Origin of the sequence: Microbacterium sp. Bi121 (genome assembly GCF_918698005.1) — a bacterium.
GTDB lineage: Bacteria > Actinomycetota > Actinomycetes > Actinomycetales > Microbacteriaceae > Microbacterium.
Genome location: NZ_CAKKLJ010000006.1, coordinates 16397 through 35956 on the forward strand (window position 1 = coordinate 16397; position 19560 = coordinate 35956).

The 19560-nt window shown below is 66.7% G+C and carries 17 protein-coding genes; 4 read left to right on the plus strand and 13 right to left on the minus strand.

The window, feature by feature from the left end; all coding sequences use genetic code 11:
* Positions 1-119: 119 nt before the first annotated feature.
* The 3 genes from LQZ87_RS10730 (at position 120) to LQZ87_RS10740 (ending at position 2879) form a co-directional block, all read left to right on the plus strand.
* The gene (locus LQZ87_RS10730; RefSeq protein ID WP_230103470.1) at positions 120-1361 is read left to right on the plus strand and encodes an HNH endonuclease signature motif containing protein; all 1242 of its coding nucleotides are present in this window, start codon (positions 120-122) and stop codon (positions 1359-1361) included.
* 77 nt (positions 1362-1438) lie between these two features.
* Positions 1439-1933, plus strand: a complete 495-nt coding sequence (locus tag LQZ87_RS10735; protein WP_230103471.1) for a MarR family transcriptional regulator — start codon at positions 1439-1441, stop codon at positions 1931-1933.
* A 34-nt stretch (positions 1934-1967) separates the two neighbouring features.
* Positions 1968-2879, plus strand: a complete 912-nt coding sequence (locus LQZ87_RS10740) for a pseudouridine synthase (RefSeq protein ID WP_230103670.1) — start codon at positions 1968-1970, stop codon at positions 2877-2879.
* A 3-nt stretch (positions 2880-2882) separates the two neighbouring features.
* Here LQZ87_RS10740 and LQZ87_RS10745 read toward each other — a convergent pair whose 3' ends face one another.
* The 11 genes from LQZ87_RS10745 to rsmA form a co-directional block, all read right to left on the minus strand.
* On the minus strand, positions 2883-3542 hold the full coding sequence (locus tag LQZ87_RS10745) for a methionine ABC transporter permease (protein WP_230103472.1): 660 nt from the start codon (positions 3540-3542) through the stop codon (positions 2883-2885).
* Entirely contained in the window at positions 3542-4615 is a 1074-nt protein-coding gene (locus LQZ87_RS10750) for a methionine ABC transporter ATP-binding protein (protein ID WP_230103473.1), read from the minus strand. The genes LQZ87_RS10745 and LQZ87_RS10750 overlap by 1 nt, the downstream gene beginning before the upstream one ends.
* A gap of 81 nt (positions 4616-4696) precedes the next feature.
* Positions 4697-5593 (minus strand): MetQ/NlpA family ABC transporter substrate-binding protein, encoded by an 897-nt coding sequence (locus LQZ87_RS10755; RefSeq protein WP_230103474.1) that lies wholly within the window; start codon positions 5591-5593, stop codon positions 4697-4699.
* A 105-nt stretch (positions 5594-5698) separates the two neighbouring features.
* On the minus strand, positions 5699-7486 hold the full coding sequence (locus LQZ87_RS10760) for an ABC-F family ATP-binding cassette domain-containing protein (protein ID WP_230103475.1): 1788 nt from the start codon (positions 7484-7486) through the stop codon (positions 5699-5701).
* 82 nt (positions 7487-7568) lie between these two features.
* Positions 7569-8693 carry a sugar-binding protein gene (locus LQZ87_RS10765; protein WP_230103476.1) on the minus strand — a complete coding sequence of 375 codons (1125 nt, stop codon included), beginning with the start codon at positions 8691-8693 and terminating at the stop codon, positions 7569-7571.
* 30 nt (positions 8694-8723) lie between these two features.
* On the minus strand, positions 8724-10043 hold the full coding sequence (mmsB, locus tag LQZ87_RS10770) for a multiple monosaccharide ABC transporter permease (protein WP_230103477.1): 1320 nt from the start codon (positions 10041-10043) through the stop codon (positions 8724-8726).
* Positions 10040-11560 (minus strand): multiple monosaccharide ABC transporter ATP-binding protein, encoded by a 1521-nt coding sequence (gene mmsA / locus LQZ87_RS10775; RefSeq protein ID WP_290368268.1) that lies wholly within the window; start codon positions 11558-11560, stop codon positions 10040-10042. Before mmsA ends, mmsB begins: the two co-directional genes overlap by 4 nt.
* A gap of 179 nt (positions 11561-11739) precedes the next feature.
* The gene (locus LQZ87_RS10780; RefSeq protein ID WP_230103478.1) at positions 11740-12753 is read right to left on the minus strand and encodes a LacI family DNA-binding transcriptional regulator; all 1014 of its coding nucleotides are present in this window, start codon (positions 12751-12753) and stop codon (positions 11740-11742) included.
* 126 nt (positions 12754-12879) lie between these two features.
* A complete protein-coding gene (locus tag LQZ87_RS10785; RefSeq protein WP_230103479.1) occupies positions 12880-13812 on the minus strand; it encodes a 4-(cytidine 5'-diphospho)-2-C-methyl-D-erythritol kinase in 933 nt (310 codons plus the stop codon).
* A 7-nt stretch (positions 13813-13819) separates the two neighbouring features.
* A complete protein-coding gene (locus LQZ87_RS10790) occupies positions 13820-14887 on the minus strand; it encodes an aldo/keto reductase (RefSeq protein WP_230103480.1) in 1068 nt (355 codons plus the stop codon).
* On the minus strand, positions 14884-15744 hold the full coding sequence (rsmA, locus tag LQZ87_RS10795; protein ID WP_230103481.1) for a 16S rRNA (adenine(1518)-N(6)/adenine(1519)-N(6))-dimethyltransferase RsmA: 861 nt from the start codon (positions 15742-15744) through the stop codon (positions 14884-14886). Before rsmA ends, LQZ87_RS10790 begins: the two co-directional genes overlap by 4 nt.
* A gap of 36 nt (positions 15745-15780) precedes the next feature.
* Here rsmA and LQZ87_RS10800 point away from each other — a divergent pair, with 36 nt between their 5' ends.
* The gene (locus LQZ87_RS10800; protein WP_230103482.1) at positions 15781-17058 is read left to right on the plus strand and encodes an MFS transporter; all 1278 of its coding nucleotides are present in this window, start codon (positions 15781-15783) and stop codon (positions 17056-17058) included.
* Here the strand turns inward: LQZ87_RS10800 and LQZ87_RS10805 are convergent.
* Together LQZ87_RS10805 and metG are read right to left on the minus strand one after the other, a co-directional pair.
* A complete protein-coding gene (locus LQZ87_RS10805) occupies positions 17037-17924 on the minus strand; it encodes a TatD family hydrolase (protein WP_230103483.1) in 888 nt (295 codons plus the stop codon). The genes LQZ87_RS10800 and LQZ87_RS10805 overlap by 22 nt on opposite strands.
* Positions 17925-17941: 17 nt before the next feature.
* A complete protein-coding gene (metG, locus tag LQZ87_RS10810) occupies positions 17942-19519 on the minus strand; it encodes a methionine--tRNA ligase (protein WP_230103484.1) in 1578 nt (525 codons plus the stop codon).
* Between the last annotated feature and the right edge of the window lie 41 nt (positions 19520-19560).

Sequence of the window (19560 nt, forward strand, 5' to 3'; positions counted from 1 at the left end):
CGAGGTCAATGCGATCCACTGGATCGAAGCATGGGCTCGGTCTCGCTGACGTCACGAATTCCGCGGAATTCCGCGGAATGTCTCTTGCATTTATCGAAGTTTTGTTCGATAATAGACGTATGATCCTCACCGCGGAGCAATCAGCGCACGGCGTCGACGCCGACGAGCGCCGTGCGGCTCTGCTGGATGAATGGGTCGACCTCGGTGCGCAGATCGCCGCCCTCGAAGCACGCCGCGTCGAGGTGCTCGCCGAACGGGCCGAGTTGCTCGAGTATGAAGCCGGCCCGAAGATCGTGCACAGTTCGATGGCGGAGCGATCGATGGTCGCTGAGTTCGCTGCGGCAGGTCAGGTCTCTCCGGGCACCATGTCCGTGCAGTTCTCCAACGCCGCGGCGCTGGTGAGCGGATTCCCCGAAACGATGCGCGCGCTGCACGAGGGGCGGATCAGTCGACGCCACGCCGAAGTGATCCTCGAAGCCGCGCCCCGTGAAGTCGACTCCGCGGATGACGGCGCGACGCTGCGGGCTGCGTACGAGCACGATGTGCTCCCCTACGCCAGCGAGACGACGGCTCCGCGCACTCGGACGCACGCCCGGGCGGTGACCGCGCGACTGCAGCCCGTCACGCAGGAGGAAGCGCACCGAGAGGCGCGCGAAGAGCGCGAAGTGAGCGTCAGGCCGACGGCAGACGCCATCGCACAGTTCATCGCGGCAATTCCTGAGGTCCTCGCGTACGCGATCTTCGACCGGCTAACGGCGATGGCCGCCTTGATGGACGACGACCGGACGATGGATCAGCGCCGAGCCGACCTGTTCTGCGACCTGCTGCTCACCGCCGTGCCGTCCACGACCATCGGCACCGACAAGGACGCCTTCCGCCCCACCGTCCAGGTGACGATCGCAGCGAGCACCCTCACCGGACGCGACGACATGATGGCCGAACTCGATGGCATCGGCCCGGTCCACCCCGACATCGCCCGCAGCCTCGCCGGCCGGGCGCCCAGCTTCTCCCGCTTGTTCCTCGATCCGAGTGGGATGGTCACCAACGTCGACAGTTACGTCCCGTCGAGCCGAATGAAGAAGTACCTTCGGGCCCGAGACCAGCACTGCCGGTTCCCCGGATGCCGCGCCAAGACCTCGCGGTGTCAGCTCGACCACAACTGCGACTGGGCACTCGGCGGAAAGACCGAACTCTGCAACCTCGCCTGCTTCTGCAACAGCCACCACCCGCTCAAGCACCCCGACGTCGACGAACGACATCGGTGGACGGTCCAACAGGATCCGGACGGCGTCCTGCACTGGCGCAGCCCCCTCGGGCGCGAATACATCGACAACCCCGAACCCCGTGTGATGTTCGTCTGAGCCCTGCTCGATCCCTGAGCCGTCGTCGAGCCCTGAGCCCGTCGAGTGGTCGAACCCGGGCATCGGATAATGGAGGGATGAGCGAAGCAGACGAGGTCGACCGGATCGTCGGCGCGTGGAACACCCAGCGCCCCGACCTCGACTTCTCGCCGCTCGAGGTTCTCTCGCGCATGGACCGGCTCTCGAAGCATCTCGACCGCGCGCGGCGCGATGTGTTCCGCCGCAGCGACATCGAGCACTGGGAGTGGGATGTGCTGTCTGCCCTGCGCCGTGCAGGCGCACCGTTCCAGCTGTCCCCCAAGCAGCTCCTGCAGCAGACCCTCGTGTCCAGCGGAACCATGACCAACCGCATCGATCGGCTCGTCGGGCGCCGTTTCGTGCGCCGCGAGGCCGACCCCGGCGACGGGCGCAGCGTGCTGGTCACCCTCACCGATGACGGGCGCATCCGCGTGGATGCCGCGATCACCCGCCTCGTCGACGTGGAAGCCGAGCTCCTCAAAGCGCTCTCCCGCGCCGACCGCGAGCGAATGGCTGCTTTGCTGCGCAAGCTCAGCCTGAGCTTCGACTCGTGATGGCACGTTTAGTGATGGTTGCACTCTGATGGCGATGCGATCGCCGCTGCCAGTACGCGATGGCGTCGGCGCCACCCGGTTGCACGTGCCGCTCACAGGCCCGTGGCCGACGGTGAGTGCCTACATGGTCGAGCGGTTCTTCCACCTCGACTCCGAGCGCCTGCGCGAGCGCTTCGACCGCGGCGAGATCGTCGCCTTCGACGGCTCGGCGCTGACGCGCGACACCGCCCTCGGCGCCGAGGAGTTCGTCTGGTACTACCGTGAGCCACCGGTCGAGCTCGAGATCCCGTTCGAACACGAGATCCTGCATCAGGACGATGACCTGCTCGTCGTCGACAAGCCGCACTTCCTTCCCACGACCCCCGCGGGCAAGTACGTGCAGAACTCGGCGCTGATCCGGTTGCGCCGCGAACTCGACAACCCCGACCTCGCCCCGATCCACCGGCTCGACCGTCACACCGCCGGCCTGCTGATGTTCTCGACGCGACCGCAGACGCGCGGCGCCTACCAGATGCTGTTCCAGCGCCGTTCGATCGAGAAGGTGTACGAAGCGGTCTCGGCCAAGCCCGCCGGGTGGGTGAACCCGTTCCCCACGACGGTGCGGCTGCACATCGAGAAGCTCCGCGCGCAGGTATGCGTCGAGGTGGATGCCGCGCGTGAGCCGAACTCCGAGACGCTGATCGAGCTCATCGACGCCGACGATGACGTCATCCACACACTGCTGCGTCCGCACACCGGCAAGATGCACCAGCTGCGCGTGCACCTGGCGAGCATCGGTGCCGGCATCCTGCACGACAACCTCTACCCCATCCTCACGGACGAACGCCCGGACGACCACGATCGCCCTCTGCAGCTTCTCGCCCGCGAACTGCGTTTCGTCGACCCGCTCAGCGGTCAGCCGCGCGAGTTCGTCACGCGTCGCACTCTGCAGTACGCGCCGCGCTGACGCTCAGCGGCGCATCACCCGGCGCGCCAGCCACGTGCCGAGCATCTGCACGAGGTGCACGAACACGACGATCAGGACGATCGCGGCCCACATGACCACAGGCTCGAACTGGCGGAAGCCGTAGATCAGGGCGAACGCACCCAGTCCTCCGCCGCCGATCGCTCCGGCCATCGCCGTCATGTCGATGACCGCGACGACGATGAACGTGTAGCCGAGGATCAGGGGCCCGAGCGCCTCGGGGATGACGACGGTCAAGAGGATCCGCCACGGCCCTGCCCCCATCGCCCGGGCCGCCTCGACGACACCGGGTGGCACGGAGACGAGATGCTGCTCGACGATTCGACCGATGGCGAACGATGCGGCGATGCCGATCGCGAACGCTCCTGCCGTCACGCCGATACCCGTCCCGACGACGACCCGTGTGAACGGCTGCAGCACGGCGAGGAAGATCACGAACGGGATCGGCCGGAAGAAGTTGATGAGGAGGTTGACCACCAGGTACACCGGGCGGTTCGGCAGCACGCCGCCTGTTCGCGTGGCGTAGGTGGCGACGCCGATGACGAGGCCCAGGATGCCGCCGAGCACGAGTGCGAACGACGTCATGTACAGCGTCTCGACAGCGGCCTGCCAGAACTCGCTCTGCAGTTCGATGAGGCGATCCATCAGCGCACCTCCCCGTCGAATCCGGCCCCGTCGAATCCGGACTCTTCCGTGATCTCGGTCACCGTCACGTGCGAGCCGATCTGGGCGAGGGCGCTGTCGATCGCGGCATCCGCCCCTCGGATGGCGAGCGTGAGGTGACCGAACGCGCGACCTCTGATGTCGTTGATGCCGCCGTAGATCAGCTCGAACTCCAGCCCTGCGGCGGCGAGGTCGAGGAAGACCTGGGCCTGGGATGAGTCGCCGTCACGGAACGAGAAGGTGACGATGCGGCCGCGGTGCCGCTCGCGCAGCACGGCGCTCTCCGCCGGCGAAGGAATGCCCTTGATGACGGTTCCGACGAACCGCTGAGACGCCGGATGCTGCGGGTTCGAGAACACTTCGAAGACCTCGCCCTGCTCGATCACGCGACCGGAATCCATCACGGCGACCTTCGTGGCGATGGTCTGGATGACGTCCATCTCGTGCGTGATGATCACGATCGTGACGCCCTGCTCCTGGTTCACCCGCTTGAGCAGGTCGAGCACCTCGTGGGTCGTCTGCGGATCGAGGGCGCTGGTCGCCTCATCGGCCAGCAGGATGGCCGGCCGGGTGGCCAGAGCCCTGGCGATGCCGACCCGCTGCTTCTGACCGCCGGAGAGCTGCTCCGGATACGCACGGGCCTTGTCGCTGAGCCCCACGAACGACAGCAGCTCTGTGACGCGCGCGTCGATGTCGGGCTTCGACCACCCGGCGAGCTTGAGCGGATAGGCGACGTTCGCACGAACCGACTTCGCGGCGAACAAGTTGAACTGCTGGAAGATCATGCCGATGCCGCTGCGGACTCCGCGCAGGTTGCGTTCGCTCAGGGCTGTGATGTCGGTGCCGTCGACGGTGATCGTCCCGTCGGTGGCAGGCTCGAGCGCGTTGATCAGGCGGACGAGAGTCGACTTGCCGGCGCCCGAGTAGCCGATGATGCCGAAGACGTCGCCCTTCTCGACCTGCAGGGACACATCGTCGACCGCGACGGTGGGCTGCGCGTCGCGGCTCGACGGCGGATACGCCTTGGAGACGTTCTCGAGTGTCACGATCGGCATGGGTTCTCCGGTGGTTCTCTGAGCTGGACGTAAGAATCGGGCGGCACGAAGGCGCCGCCCGATTCTTTCACGGTGTGCTGATCAGCCGTTGGCCGCAACGTCCTTCTGGACCGTCTTCAGCGACTCGACGAGGTCGGCGACAGGCGTCTGCAGCGCAACCGCAGTGTCGCCGGAGGACTTCAGCAGACCCGCCTGCACGTCCTCATCGGTCTGGAAGATCTCCACGAGCTTCAGGTATGTCTCGTTCTCGGCATCGTCGGCGCGCGCCGCGAAGATGTTCACGTACGGCAGCGCGTTCGGGTCGGACGGGTCGTCCTGCGCGATCGCGTCCTCGAAGGAGAGACCAGCCTGTGTGACGAAGTCGTTGTTGATGATCGCGGCGGCGACGTCGGGAAGCGAGGTCGGGATGAGCGCGGCCTCGAGGGCCTGGACCTTGACCTTGGATGCCGACTCGTCGACGTCCGCGAGGTCGGAGAAGATCGTGCCGCCGCTCTTCAGCTCGATGAGGCCCGCGGACTGCAGCACGAGCAGTGCGCGTGCCTGGTTGGAGGCGTCATCGGGAACGGCGACGGTCTCGCCCTTCGGGATGTCCTTCACGTCGTCGTACTTCTGCGAGTACAGGCCCAGCGGGTAGATCGCGGTCGATCCGATCGGGGTGAGATCCTCACCCGAGGCCTCGTTGTACTGCGCGAGGTACACGATGTGCTGGAACTGGTTGAGGTCGAGCTCGCCCTCGGTCAGCGCGGGGTTCGGCTGCTCGTACGAGCCGAAGTCGACGAGCTCGACGGTGATGCCCTCTTCGGCCGCGGCATCCACGAATGCGGGCCACTGCTCATCGGACTTGCCGACGACGCCGATCTTGACGACCTCGTTCTCGCCACCGCCCGGGTTCTCGGAGGCTGTGGCGCAGCCGGCCAGGCCGATCACGAGAGGGAGCGCGGCGAGCGCGGCGACAGCGGAGACGATACGACGAGACATGGACAGAACCTTCCTGGTGGGATGCCTCAACGGTAAGCAGGCGACCGTGTCGATGCGGAATCCATCTGTCACAGAGCGTCACGGTGTCACGAACGCGTCACACACTCAATCGAGCTGCTCACTGAGCTCGAGCCAGCGCATCTCGTTCTCCTCGACCTCGGCCTCCAGCGCCGCGATGCTCTTCATCTTCTCGGCGAGGCCCGCATAGTCGGACTGATCGTGGTCGACGAGGCCGTGCTTGGCCTTGTCGATCTGCTGCGTGAGCTTCTGGATCTTCCGCTCCAGGGCCGCGATCTCCTTCTGGGCGGCGCGCAGGTCTGCGCCGGAGAGCGTCGGGGTCTTGGAAGCGGCCGGCGTCTTCGCGGCCTCACCCGGGGCGGATGCCGCGCGAAGGCGCAGATACTCGTCCACGCCGCCGGGCAGGTGCCGCAGGTGGCCTCCCATCACGGCGTACTGCTGGTCGGTGACGCGCTCGAGGAAGTACCGGTCGTGGCTGACGACGAGCAGCGTGCCGGGCCACGAGTCGAGGAGGTCCTCGATCGCGGCGAGCATGTCGGTGTCCATGTCGTTGGTCGGCTCGTCGAGGATCAGCACGTTCGGCTGGTCGAGCAGCACGAGCAACAGCTGCAGGCGCCGCTGCTGACCGCCCGAGAGGTCCTTGACCTGCGTCGACAGCTGAGCGGATGAGAATCCCAGCCGCTCGAGGAGCTGCCCCGGCGTGAGGTCCTGCGACTTGGATCCGGTGCCGAAGGTGTACTCCGTCCGGAGCCCGGCGATGACGGTGCGGACAGGGTCGTTCCAGTGCTGCTCGAGTTCGTCGATGCGCTGGGTGAGAGTGCGCACCTGCACCGTCTTACCGCGCTTGACTCGACCGCTGGTGGGTTCGATGGTGCCGGCGACGAGGCCGAGCAGAGTGGACTTGCCCGCACCGTTCACGCCGAGGATGCCGGTGCGCTCCCCCGGCGCGATGCGCCACTCGACGTCGCGGAGGATCTCGACGTCACCGTACGCGACGCCGGCATCCAGCAGATCGACGACGTCCTTGCCGAGCCGCGACGTGGCCAGCGACTGCAGCGAGACCTTGTCGCGGATCTCGGGCACATCGGCGATGAGCTCGTTCGCCGCATCGATGCGGAACTTCGGCTTGCTCGTTCGGGCCGGCGCGCCACGACGCAGCCACGCGAGCTCCTTGCGCGCGAGGTTCTGACGCTTCGCCTCGGTCGCTGCGGCCATCCGGTCGCGCTCGACGCGCTGCAGGATGTACGCGGCGTACCCGCCCTCGAACGGCTCGACGATGCGGTCGTGCACCTCCCAGGTCTCGGTGCACACCTCGTCGAGGAACCACCGGTCGTGGGTGACGACGAGGAACGCGCCGGTGTTCGCCGACCATCGCTTCTTCAGATGACCGGCGAGCCAGGTGATCGCCTCGACGTCGAGGTGGTTCGTCGGCTCATCGAGCGCGATGATGTCCCAGTCCTGCACCAGCAGAGCTGCGAGCGCCACACGGCGGCGCTGCCCCCCGCTGAGGCCCTTCACCGGAGCATCCCAGGCCAGGTCCGCCAGCAGGCCCTGGATGACGTCGCGAACTCGGGAGTCACCCGCCCACTCGTACTCCGGCACGTCGCCGACGACGGACTGCGCGATGGTGAGAGAGTCATCCAGCGTGTCCGCCTGGTCGAGCACGCCGATCGTGGTTCCGGCACGGACGGTCACTCGCCCGCCATCCGGCTCCTTGCGCCCGGCGAGCATAGCGAGCAGCGAGCTCTTGCCGTCGCCGTTGCGACCGACGATGCCGATCCTGTCGCCCTCCTCGATCCCCAGGGTGATCGAGTCGAAGACGACCTTGGTCGGGTATTCCAGGTGGAGGCCTTCGGCCCCGAGAAGATGTGCCATGTCCTCTCAAGGGTAGCCGCCGCAGAAACGAGCGAGCCGCCCGGCCCCGAAGGACCGGACGGCTCATGTGCACGATGTCGACTTACTTGTAGGACTCGACGATCTCCAGCAGGCTCGGCACGTTGGCGTAGGCCTCAGCGGCGTTCGCCTTCGTGACGATGATCGGGTCGAGCAGGTACGCCGGAACGACCTTCGCGCCGTTGTCGTACTGCTCGGTGTCGTTGACGTCGACCTCCTCGCCCTTCTGGAGCTGTCCGACCATCTTGATGGTCTGCTCGACGAGCAGGGTGGTGTCCTTGTTGATCGTGGAGTACTGGATGCCCTCCATGATCGACTTCACGGACTCGACCTCGGAGTCCTGACCGGTGACGACCGGGACCGGCTTTCCGGCCTGCTGCACCGACGTGATGATGGCGCGGGCGAGGGTGTCGTTCGGGGAGAGGACGCCGTCGATCACCGTGTCGCCGCTGTACGAGCCGGTGAGCAGGGTGTCCATGCGGTTCTGGGCGTTCTCGGCCAGCCAGCCCTCGGTCGCGGTCTGGGCGATCTTGGTCTGACCCGAGACCACGTTCAGCGTGCCGTCGTCGATCTTGGGCTGCAGCACCTCCATCGCGCCGTCGAAGAACACGGCCGAGTTCGCGTCGTCCGGCGAGCCGGAGAACAGCTCGATGTTGTACGGCGCGTCGTGACCCGCACGCTCGGCGAGACCGTCGAGCAGAGCCTGACCCTGGAGCTGGCCCACCTTGAAGTTGTCGAACGCGACGTAGTAGTCGACGGCCTCGGTGTTCTCGATGAGACGGTCGTAGGCGATCACCTTGGCGCCAGCATCCTGCGCCGCCTGCACCTGCGTGGCCAGCTGCTTGCCGTCCTTCGCGCCGATGACGATGACCTTGGCGCCGTTCTGCACCATGGTCTGGATCTGGTTCTGCTGCTCGGCGACGGTGTTGGATGCCGGGGCGTACTGCACGTCGGCCTTGAAACCGGCGTCTGCGAGGCCCTCCTCGAACAGCTTGCCCGCGAGGACCCAGTTCTCACTGGTCTTGTCCGGAAGGGCGATGCCGATCGTGGATCCTGCCTCGAAACCGGTGGTCTCCTCTGAGCCGGTGTCGGTGCCGGTGTCGCCGCCACCGCGCTGCCCGGAGCAGCCGGTGAGTGCGAGTGCTGCCGCGGCGACGAGCGCTGTCCCCGCGAGTGCGATCTTCTTCATGCGATCTCTTTCTCTGTGTTGATGGTGCGGTTATTTTGAGCTGGGATAGTCGGTGAGGTTCGGAGCATCGGCCTTGTTCCGCCTGCGCATCATGAAGCCGATGAGCGACGGCCGGCCCTGCTGCTTGTTCCAGACGTCGATGCCGACCGCGACGAGCAGGACGAGTCCCTTGATCATCGAGACGACGTCGGCGCCCTGACCGAGCAGCTGCAGTCCGTTGTTGAGGAAGCCCATGACCAGGCCACCGATGATCGAGCCGATGACGGTTCCGATACCACCGGCGACTGCGGCTCCGCCGATGAAGACCGAGGCGATGGCGTCGAGCTCCCAGCCGTTCCCGTCACCGGGTCCGGATGCCTGGGACCGGGCGACGAAGATCATGCCGGCGAGTGCGGCCAGGGTCGACATGTTCATCATCACGAAGAAGTCGATCCAGCGGTCCTTCACACCCGACAGGCGAGCGGCCTGGCGGTTGCCGCCGACGGCGTAGATGTGGCGACCGAAGACGGTGCTGTTGGTGACGAAGGAGTAGATGATGACCAGCGCCAGCAGGATGAGGCCCGAGACCGGGAAGCTGGTGCCAGGCCGACCGGTCGCGAACATCCATCCGGCGGCGAGGACGACGATCGAGATGAGGATGACCTTGACCGTGCTGACCCACGCAGGGGCCATGTCGGAGCCCATCTTTCGCTGGATGCGTCGGGTGCGCATCTCCCAGAAGACCACCCAGGCGACGCCGAGGAGTGCGAGCACCATGGTCAGCACGTTGAAGTCCAGCGGAATCGCGAGCTCAGGCAGGTAGCCGGCTCCGATGTAGACGAACTCCTTCGGGACCGGGATGGACTGCGAGTCGCCGATCCACTGGTTCGCTCCGCGGAAGAAGAGCATGCCGGCGAGGGTCACGATGAACGCCGGCACCCCGACGTACGCGACCCAGAATCCTTGCCACGCGCCGACCAGAGCGCCGACGACGAGGCCCAGCACGATAGCCAGCGGCCAGGGGAGGTTCCATTCGGCCATGGACTTCGCGACGATGATGCCGACGAAGGCCGCCACGGAGCCGACCGACAGGTCGATGTGCCCCATGATGATGACCATGACCATGCCGATGGCGAGGATCAGGATGAACGAGTACTGGTTGACGACGTTGATGAGGTTCCCCGGCGTCAGCGTCGCGCCGTTCGCGCCGTTGCGCATCAGCGTGAAGATCTCGAAGAACAGCACGATGACGATGAGGCTGCCGAGGATGCCGAACTGACGCAGCGACGACATCCCGCCGCCGCCGAACATCTTCCTGATGTCGGAGAACTGGAACCCGTGCTTCTGAGCCGGGGTCGTGCTGGTGCTCATGCGCTCGCCTTCTGATTCGTGGAGGTCATGCTGCGCATGAGCGCCTCCGGGGTGGCCTGGTCAGCGGGGATGCAGTCGGTGACGCGTCCCTCGAAGATGGTGTAGATGCGGTCGGAGATGCCCATCAGTTCCGGCAGCTCGCTGGAGATGACGATGACGCCCTTTCCGGATGCCGCGAGCTCGTTGATGATCGAGTAGATCTCGTACTTCGCTCCGACGTCGATGCCGCGGGTGGGCTCGTCGAGGATCAGCAGGTCGGGGTCGGTGAACATCCACTTCGCGAGGACGACCTTCTGCTGGTTGCCGCCGGAGAGCGTCGAGACGCCCTGCTCGACGGTGGGGGTCTTGATCCGGAGCGCCTTGCGGTACCGCTCTGCGACCTGGAACTCCTCGCGATCGTTGACGACGCCGTTGTTCGCGATCTTCGACAGCTTGGCGGAGACGATCGCGCGCTTGATCGTGTCGAGGAGGTTCAGGCCCAGGCTCTTGCGATCCTCGCTCACATAGGCGAGTCCGTGGTGGATCGCGCTTGCGACATCGCGGAGTTCGATCTCCGTGCCGTCCTTGAACAGCTGGCCGCCGAGGAACGTGCCGTACGAACGGCCGAAGATGCTGCGGGCGAACTCGGTTCGACCTGCTCCCATGAGCCCGGCGATGCCGACGACCTCGCCGCGACGGACGTTTAGCGAGGAGCCCTTCACGACCATGCGCTCGCTGACGGTCGGGTGCTGCACCCACCAGTCCTTGACCTCGAAGAACACATCGCCGATGTCGGGCGTGCGGTCGGGGTACCGGCTCTCGAGGGAGCGGCCGACCATGCCGTGGATGATGCGGTCCTCGTTGATCTCGCCCCTGGTGACGTCGAGCGTCTCGACAGTGCGGCCGTCGCGGATGATCGTGATCTCGTCGGCGATCTGTTCGATCTCGTTGAGCTTGTGGCTGATCATGATCGAGGCGATGCCCTTGGCCTTGAGACCGAGGATCAGATCGAGCAGGTGCTGGGAATCGTTCTCGTTGAGGGCCGCCGTCGGCTCGTCGAGGATGAGGAGCTTCACGTCCTTGTTCAGAGCCTTGGCGATCTCGACGAGCTGCTGCTTGCCGACGCCGAGGTGCTTGATCGCGATGTCGGGGTCCTCGGAGAGGCCGACGCGGGCGAGCAGTTCGGTCGCCCGGGTCTTGGAGGCTCGCCAGTCGATGACGCCGCCGCGACGGATCTCATTGCCGAGGAAGATGTTCTCGGTGATCGAGAGCTCGGGGATCAGCGCGAGCTCCTGGTGGATGATCGCGATGCCGGCCTGCTCGCTCGAGGCGATGTCCTTGAAGCGCTGCTCCTCGCCGTACAGCAGGATGTCGCCGTCGTAGCTGCCGTACGGGTACACACCCGAGAGGACCTTCATCAGGGTGGACTTGCCGGCGCCGTTCTCACCGCAGATGGCGTGGATCTCTCCAGCGCGTACGGCGATCGAGACGTCGGAGAGGGCCTTCACGCCAGGGAACTCCTTGGTGATGCTGCGCATCTCCAGGATCGGACCTGACACGGTCGGCAACGTCGCTGTGCTGCTCACGGATCTTCCTCGATAACTGACGGCCACCCTCAATGTGACCGTTCACATGAGACACCATCTTGCGCTCATGCGGGCACCGTGTCAAGTGGACCGCCGTCGTCGATGCCGATTCGAGACGGAAGGCCCCGGAATCAGCGCGCAGCGCTGGATGAACGCAGCCGCAGCTGGGGCACGACGGCGCCGTACTGCGGAGCCCGCTCGCCGCGGATCTCGGCGAGCAGCATGCCGACGGCCCGTCGTCCGAGCTCGGGAAAGTCCTGATGCACCGTGGTCAGTGGGGGCCAGACATGTGCCGCGACCGGAATATCATCGAACCCGACCACGCTGACCTCGCGCGGCACGTCGATCCCGGCATCCCGGAAGCCGTGCATGAGCCCGATCGCCATGAGGTCGTTCGCCGCGAAGACCGCCGTGAAGTCGCGTCGCCGCGCGAGTTCGCCGCCCGCGAAATGGCCGAAGTCGGCGGTCCAATCGCCGCGAATCGGCGGGAACGTCGGCAGATCGGCCTCTCTCAGCGCGTCGAGGTATCCGCGCATGCGCGATTCGGCCTCGATCCAGTCCTGGGGGCCGGCGAGATGCAGGATGTCGGTGTGCCCGAGGTCGATCAGGTGCTCGGTGACGGCTCTGGCACCCGCGACCTGATCGGCCGAGAGCGTGAAACCGTCCGACCCGGACGCGGTCTGCAGACTGACCAGCGGCACGCCGACGGCCATGCCCCGGAGGACGTTGAAGACCCGCACCTGAGGCGCGAGCGCGACGATCCCACTGACCTGCTCACGGCTCAGCTGCCGGATGGCGTCGCCGATGGCCTCCGGCGTCGTCGCCGGCAGGTTCACCGTCGTCACCGAGTAGCCCTCGGCCCGCGCGGCATCCTCGATGCTCGCGATCGACGACGTCGGGCCGAACTCCCCGATGGTGGCCGAGAGCACGCCGATCGTGTGGGTGCGACTCGTGACGAGGGCGCGAGCGGCGAGATTCGGCTTGTAGTCGAGGACGGAGATCGCGTCCTCGACCCGCTTGCGCGTCTCCGGGCGGATGCTCGGATGCTCGTTCAGCACGCGGGAGACGGTCTGATGGGAGACGCCCGCAAGCCGGGCGACGTCGCGGATGCTGGGCACACGTGCCCGGTCACCGGAGGCTGCCATCGCAACGCCTCCTTCGCGTGTGCACGGTCACATCGATCTCTCCATTATGTCCCCAGGGCACAATCAGCGCACGCGCCAGGCCGCGAACCGTTGTCCGATCCGCACGAGCCGGGTCGCTGCCGCCCCTCAGGAGATGATGCGCGCGCCCGGCACAGGACCGTGAACGTGCAGCGCCGTGCGGCCGTTCTTCTGCAGCTCGCCCTGGACGTACTGGGCGCTATCCGGCGTCTCGCAGAGGAAGGCGATCGTGGGGCCCGAGCCCGACACGATTCCGCTCAGCGCGCCCGCGTGCAGGCCCTCGTTGATGATGTCGTCCAGGGCAGGACGCTCGAGCAGCGCCGACACCTCGAGGTCGTTGAACATGGATGCTGCGAGCGAGTGAGGATCGCCGGCGCGCAGAGCCTGCAGCACCGGGATCGGCACATCCAGAGACATCGGCGGGTCGTCCGCGAGCGCGCCGATCTCGGTGCGGTGCGCGTCCAGCCGCGCGTAGATCTCGGGCGTCGACAGCCCGGCTTCGCTGGTGACGAGCACCCAGTCGAATCGACCGCGGGCGAGGGCGGGGTTGAGCTGGTCGCCGCGCCCCGTGCCCACTGCTGTTCCGCCATGCAGCGCGAACGGGACGTCAGCTCCGAGTCGTGCGGCGAGCTCGTGCAGTCGCTGCGGCGAGAGCCCGGTGCCCCAGAGCGCATCGCAGGCGACGAGAGCGGCCGCGGCATCCGCCGAACCTCCACCCATCCCCCCGGCGACAGGGACGCTCTTGCGGAGCTCCAGATGCACGCCGCCCTCGTAGCCGGTGGCCGAGGCGAGCATCTTGGCCGCGCGCATCGCGAGGTTTCGATCATCCACAGGCACCGTGCTCGGATCATCGACGCCAGTCACGCTCAGCGTGAAGTCGGGCGCGTCCGTCGCGATGACGTCCTCGTACAGGGAGACGGCCTGGAACACCGTCGCCAGCGCGTGGTACCCGTCGTCGTGACGGCCTCCGACGCCGAGGTAGACGTTGATCTTCCCCGGCGCGCGCACGTGCACGGATTCGGCGAAGGCCTCGCGGGTCACGATGCGCTCACAGGGAGGAGGAGACGGACCAGAGGTTGACGTCGATGCTGCCGGCGAGCGCATCGATGCGCGAGAGCTGCTCCGCGCTGAAGTCGGGACCGCTCACCGCGGCGATGTTCTCGTCGATCTGCTCCGGACGGGATGCTCCGATGAGCGCCGACGCGACCACCGGATCACGCAGCGTCCACTGCAGCGCCATCTGTGCGAGGGTCTGGTCGCGTTCGCCGGCGATCTCGTTCAACGATCGCAGTATGCCGAGGGCTTCCGCGGAGAGGGGCTTGTCCGGCAGCGACCCGCGCTTCTGCGCACGCTGGGCGGTGCCGTCGCCGAGGTACTTGTCGGTGAGCAGCCCCTGCGCCAACGGCGTGAACGCGATGGCGCCGAGGCCCTCCGAGCGCAGGGTCTCGGTGAGCTCCGGCTCGATCCAGCGGTTGAGGATCGAGTACGAGGGCTGGTGGATCACGAGCGGCGTACCGAGAGACCGCGCGACGGCCAGAGCTTCAGACGTCCGCTCGGCGCTGTACGACGAGATGCCCACGTACAGGGCCTTGCCCTGTCGCACCAGCGTGTCCAGCGCCCCCACGGTCTCCTCGACGGGAGTGACCGGATCGACGCGGTGCGAGTAGAAGATGTCGACGTAGTCGAGATTCATCGCGGCCAGCGATCGCTCGGCACTGGCAAGAAGGTACTTGCGGCTGCCGAAGTCGCCGTACGGACCCGGCCACATGTCCCAGCCGGCCTTGGACGAGATGATCAGTTCGTCGCGATAGGGGCGGAGATCCTCACGGAAGATGCGCCCGAAGTTCTTCTCCGCCGAGCCGTGCGGCGGGCCGTAGTTGTTCGCCAGATCGAAGTGCGTGATGCCGCGGTCGAAGGCGTGGCGCAGAAGCGCACGCTGATTGTCGAGCGGGATGTTGTCGCCGAAGTTCCACCACAGCCCCAGCGAGATCGGCGGTAGGAAGAGCCCGGACGACCCGACCTGCCGATACGCGAACTGTTCGTATCGTGAGCCATCGGCCGCGTAGGGTCGATGGATCTCTGGAACGTCGGAGCGGAAACGAGGCGAGTCGGTCACGCCTCCAGGTTAGCGGCCAGCGCGCGCGCGATTCGGACGAAGTCGTCGATCGACAGTTCCTCGCCGCGCGCGGTCGGCGCGACGCCGGCGCGTTCGAGCAGAGCGGATGCCTCGGCGGCCGTCCCCCCGAGCACGGCTGCGAGTGCCTGCCTGAGCATCTTGCGGCGCTGCTGGAAGGCGGCATCCACGATGCGGAACGTGGCCAGCCGCAGCTCCTCGTCGCCGCGCTCCTGCTCGTCGCGTTCGAAGGCGACCAGCACGCTGTCGACGTTCGGGACGGGCCAGAACACCTGGCGGGAGACCGTTCCGGCGAGCCGCCACGAGCCGTACCAGGCAGCCTTCGCGCTCGGCGCGCCGTAGACCTTGCCGCCGGGAGGGGCCGCGAGTCGTTCGCCGACTTCGGACTGCACCATGACGACCCCGCGCTGCAGGTTCGGGAAGGTCTCCATGAAGTGCAGCAGCACGGGCACGGAGACGTTGTAGGGCAGGTTGGCGACGAGTACGGTCGGGTCGCCAGGCAGTTCGGTCACACGCAGTGCATCCGCATCGACGACACTGAGCGCATCGCCGGGGACGCCGTGGTCTGCGGCGGTCTGCGGCAGACGAGCAGCCAGTCGATGGTCGATCTCGACGGCGGTGACGGATGCCCCGGTTTCGAGGATCGCGAGGGTCAATGAACCGAGGCCGGGGCCGACCTCGACCACGCGCTCCCCCGCCTGCACGCGTCCGACGTGCACGATCTTGCGGACGGTGTTCGCGTCGACGACGAAGTTCTGACCCAGCTTCTTGGTGGGGGTGACGTCGAGCTCGGCGGCAAGGCGGCGGATCTCGGTCGCGCCGAGCAGGGTGACGGTCATCCTGCCATTGTCCCCCATGCCGACTACTGTTTACGGGTGCGCACACTCGGCGAGCTCATCGCACCCCGCAGACTGGGACGTGATTTCCGCTGGCTCATGGCGTCGTCGTGGACGAGCAACATCGGCGACGGCATCGCGCTGGCCGCCGCTCCGCTGCTGATCGCGTCGCTGACGTCCTCCCCCGTGCTCGTCGCCGCTGGGGCCGTCATGCAGTTCCTGCCCTGGCTGGTTTTCGGCCTGCACGCGGGAGCCGTCGCCGACCGTTTCGATCGGCGCAAGCTGGTCATGTTCGCGAACGCCGCTCGCATGATCGTGCTCGCGACCCTGTGCGTCTTCATCGTCACCGGCGCCGCCACCATCTGGGCCGTGCTGGCCGTCGCATTCCTCTACGGCACGGCTGAGGTCTTCGTCGACACGGCTGCGAGCACGCTGCTGCCCATGCTCGTCAAGCCAGCCGATCTCGGCATCGGCAATGCGCGACTGCAGGCCGGATATCTGGTGGCCAATCAGTTCGCCGGTCCGCCGATCGGCGCGTTCCTGTTCGCGGCAGGCGCTGCCTGGCCGTTCCTCGTCGAGGTCGTGTGCGTCGGGCTCGCGGTCGTGCTGATCTCGCGGATGGCATCGACCCCTGTGCCTCCGCGCGATGCCGAGGCCCGCACGCCTGTGCACACCGATATCGCCGAGGGCGTTCGATGGATGTGGCGCAACCCGCCTGTTCGGATGCTCGTGCTGATCATCCTCACGTTCAACATCACGTGGGCGGCTCCATGGGGCGTGCTCGTCCTCTACGCGACAGAGCATCTCAACATGGGAGCGGTCGGCTATGGAGCGCTCACCACGGCATCGGCGGCCGGCGGCATCCTCGCCACGCTGACGTTCGGGTGGCTCGAGCGTCATGTGTCTTTCGCGACCCTGATGCGAGTGGCGCTGTCGCTCGAGGTGCTCATGCACCTCGCGTTCGCACTCACGACGGCGGGCTGGGTGGCGCTGATCATCATGTTCGTCTTCGGCACCTACGCGTTCGTGTGGGGCACGATCTCGACGACCGTACGGCAGCGGCTCGTGCCCCATGCGCTTCAGGGGCGGGTCGCCTCGGTCAACATGGTCGGCGTCTTCGGCGGGATGGTGATCGGTCAGGCGCTGGGCGGCGTGATCGCGCAGGTGTGGGGCCTGACCGCGCCATGGTGGTTCGCTTTCGTCGGCGCGGCGATCACACTTCTGCTCGTGTGGAAGCCGATCTCGCACATCGTGAACGCGCCGGTCGTCGTCGAGGAGTCCGACGGCGGTCTGCCTCAGCCCTCGAAGGAGCCGTAGACGCGCAGGGTGTTCTCTGCGATCTGCGCGGCGAGTTCGTCCACGTGCACGCCGAGCTCGTCAGAGATGAACCGCACGGTGATCGGCACGAGGTAGGGCGCGTTCGGGCGGCCCCTGAGCGGCACGGGGGTCAGGAACGGAGCATCCGTCTCGACGAGGATGCGGTCGAGCGGAGTCGCTGCCAGCGCATCGCGCAGGTTCTGGGCGTTCTTGAACGTGACGTTTCCGGCGAACGACAGGTAGTAGCCGGCGTCCGCGCAGATACGCGCCATCGCGTCGTCGCCGGAGAAGCAGTGGAACACGGTCCGCTCCGGCGCGCCGATGCGGGCGAGGGTCTCGAGGACCGCGTCGTGCGCATCGCGGTCGTGGATCTGCATCGCGATGCTGTGCTTCTTCGCAAGCGCAATGTGCGCCTCGAACGCCTCGAACTGGGCTTTGTGTCCCTCGGGCCCCGTGCGGAAGAAGTCCAGTCCCGTCTCGCCGATCGCGCGCACGCGCGGGTGCGCGGCGAGTTCGTCGATCACGTCGATCGCGTGACCGAGCTGCCCGGCTTCGGCGTAGTCAGGAGCGTCGTTCGGGTGGATCGCGACGGCCGCGAGGACGCGAGGATCGGATGCCGCGGCATCCACGGCCCACCGTGACGACTCGATGTCTCCCGATGCCTGTACGACGCCGAGGATGCCGACGGCCTGCGCCCGATCGAGCTGCTCGGTCAGTGTGAGCGGGTCGTCGCCGTCGGTGATCTCGAGGTGCGCGTGGTTGTCGTACACGGGCACCGTCAGCGGTTCGGGCGCGGGCGGGTAACGGAGGTCCTTGCGGCCGTCTGCCGCCCGCTCCCGAACGTACTGGCTCGGGCTCTCGGTCACGGGTCGACGCTCTCGGGTCAAGCCGGCTGCTCCACGCGGGGGAACAACGGTGCGAGGGCCTGCACAGAAGTGCCAGGGGCGAGCTTGCCCCAACCGCCCGCTTCGCGGATCGGCTGGTCCTGCAGACCGCCGAGGGTTTCAGCGGCGCCGAGAGCCGACCAGAGCTTGCCGGTCGATTGCGGCATCACCGGGGACAGCAGCACGCTCAGTGCACGCAGGCCTTCGGCGCACGTGTACAGCACGGTGCCGAGGCGACCCCGCTGGGCCTCGTCGCGTGCCAGGGCCCAGGGCTCGTTCTCGGTGATGTAGCCGTTCAGGGCATCCACGATCTTCCAGATCGCCGAGATCGCCTCATCGATGCGGAACTGCTCGATCGAGGCATCAGCTGCGCTGGCGGCATCCGCGACGATCTTCTGGATGGCGAGGTCCTGCTCGGTGTGCTCCGCGGCTTCGGGGACGACGCCCTCGAAGTACTTCTCGATCATCGCGATCGTGCGCGAGGCGAGGTTGCCGAATCCGTTGGCGAGCTCGGCCTGGTACCGGGCGGACAGGTCCTCCCATGAGAACGAGCCGTCCTGTCCGAACGCGATGGCGGAGAGGAAGTAGAAGCGGTACGCGTCGGAGCCGAACACATCGGTGATCTCGGTCGGCGCGATGCCGGTGAGCTTCGACTTCGACATCTTCTCGCCCCCGACGAGCAGCCACCCGTGTGCGAAGACGCCCTTGGGCACGTCGACGCCGGCCGCCATGAGCAGTGCAGGCCAGATGACGGCGTGGAACCGGAGGATGTCCTTGCCGACGACGTGATAAGCGGGCCAGCGGCGGGCGAACGTCTCTTCATCCGAGCCGTACCCGACGGCTGTGGCGTAGTTCAGAAGCGCGTCGACCCACACGTAGATGACGTGCGACTCGTCCCATGGCAGCGGGATGCCCCAGTCGAAGGTCGAACGCGAGATGGAGAGGTCCTTCAGACCCTGCGACACGAATGAGACGACCTCGTTGCGGGCCGAATGAGGGCGGACGAAGTCCGGTTCGTTCTTGTACAGCTCGAGCAGGCGGTCCTGGAACTCGCTGAGCTTGAAGAAATAGTTCTTCTCCTGCAGCAGCTCGAGCGGCTTGGAGTGGATCGCGCAGACCTTCAGACCCTCGAAGGGTCCGGTTCCGTCGACGATCTCGGACTCGGGCTTGAACTCCTCACAGCCCACACAGTAGAGCGCCTCGTACTCGCCGGCATAGATGTAGCCCGCGTCGTACAGCCGCTGGAAGAACACCTGCACGTTCTTCTCGTGGCGCTCCTGCGTGGTGCGGATGAAGTCGTCGTTGGCGACGTCGAGCGTCTCCAGCAACGGGAACCAGCTCTCGGAGACGAGCTTGTCGACCCACTGCTGCGGGGTGACGCCGTTGGCCGCGGCGGCACGGAGCATCTTCTGGCCGTGCTCGTCGGTTCCGGTCAGCATCCAGGTGTCATCGCCCGCCTGGCGGTGCCAGCGGGCGAGCGTGTCGACCGCCACCGACGTGTACCCGTGGCCGATGTGCGGCACATCGGAGGGGTAGTAGATGGGCGTGGTGATGTAGAAGGAATCGCCTGCGGGCATGCGCCCAATTCTAGGCGGGATGCCGGGGCGGCGAGCTCGTG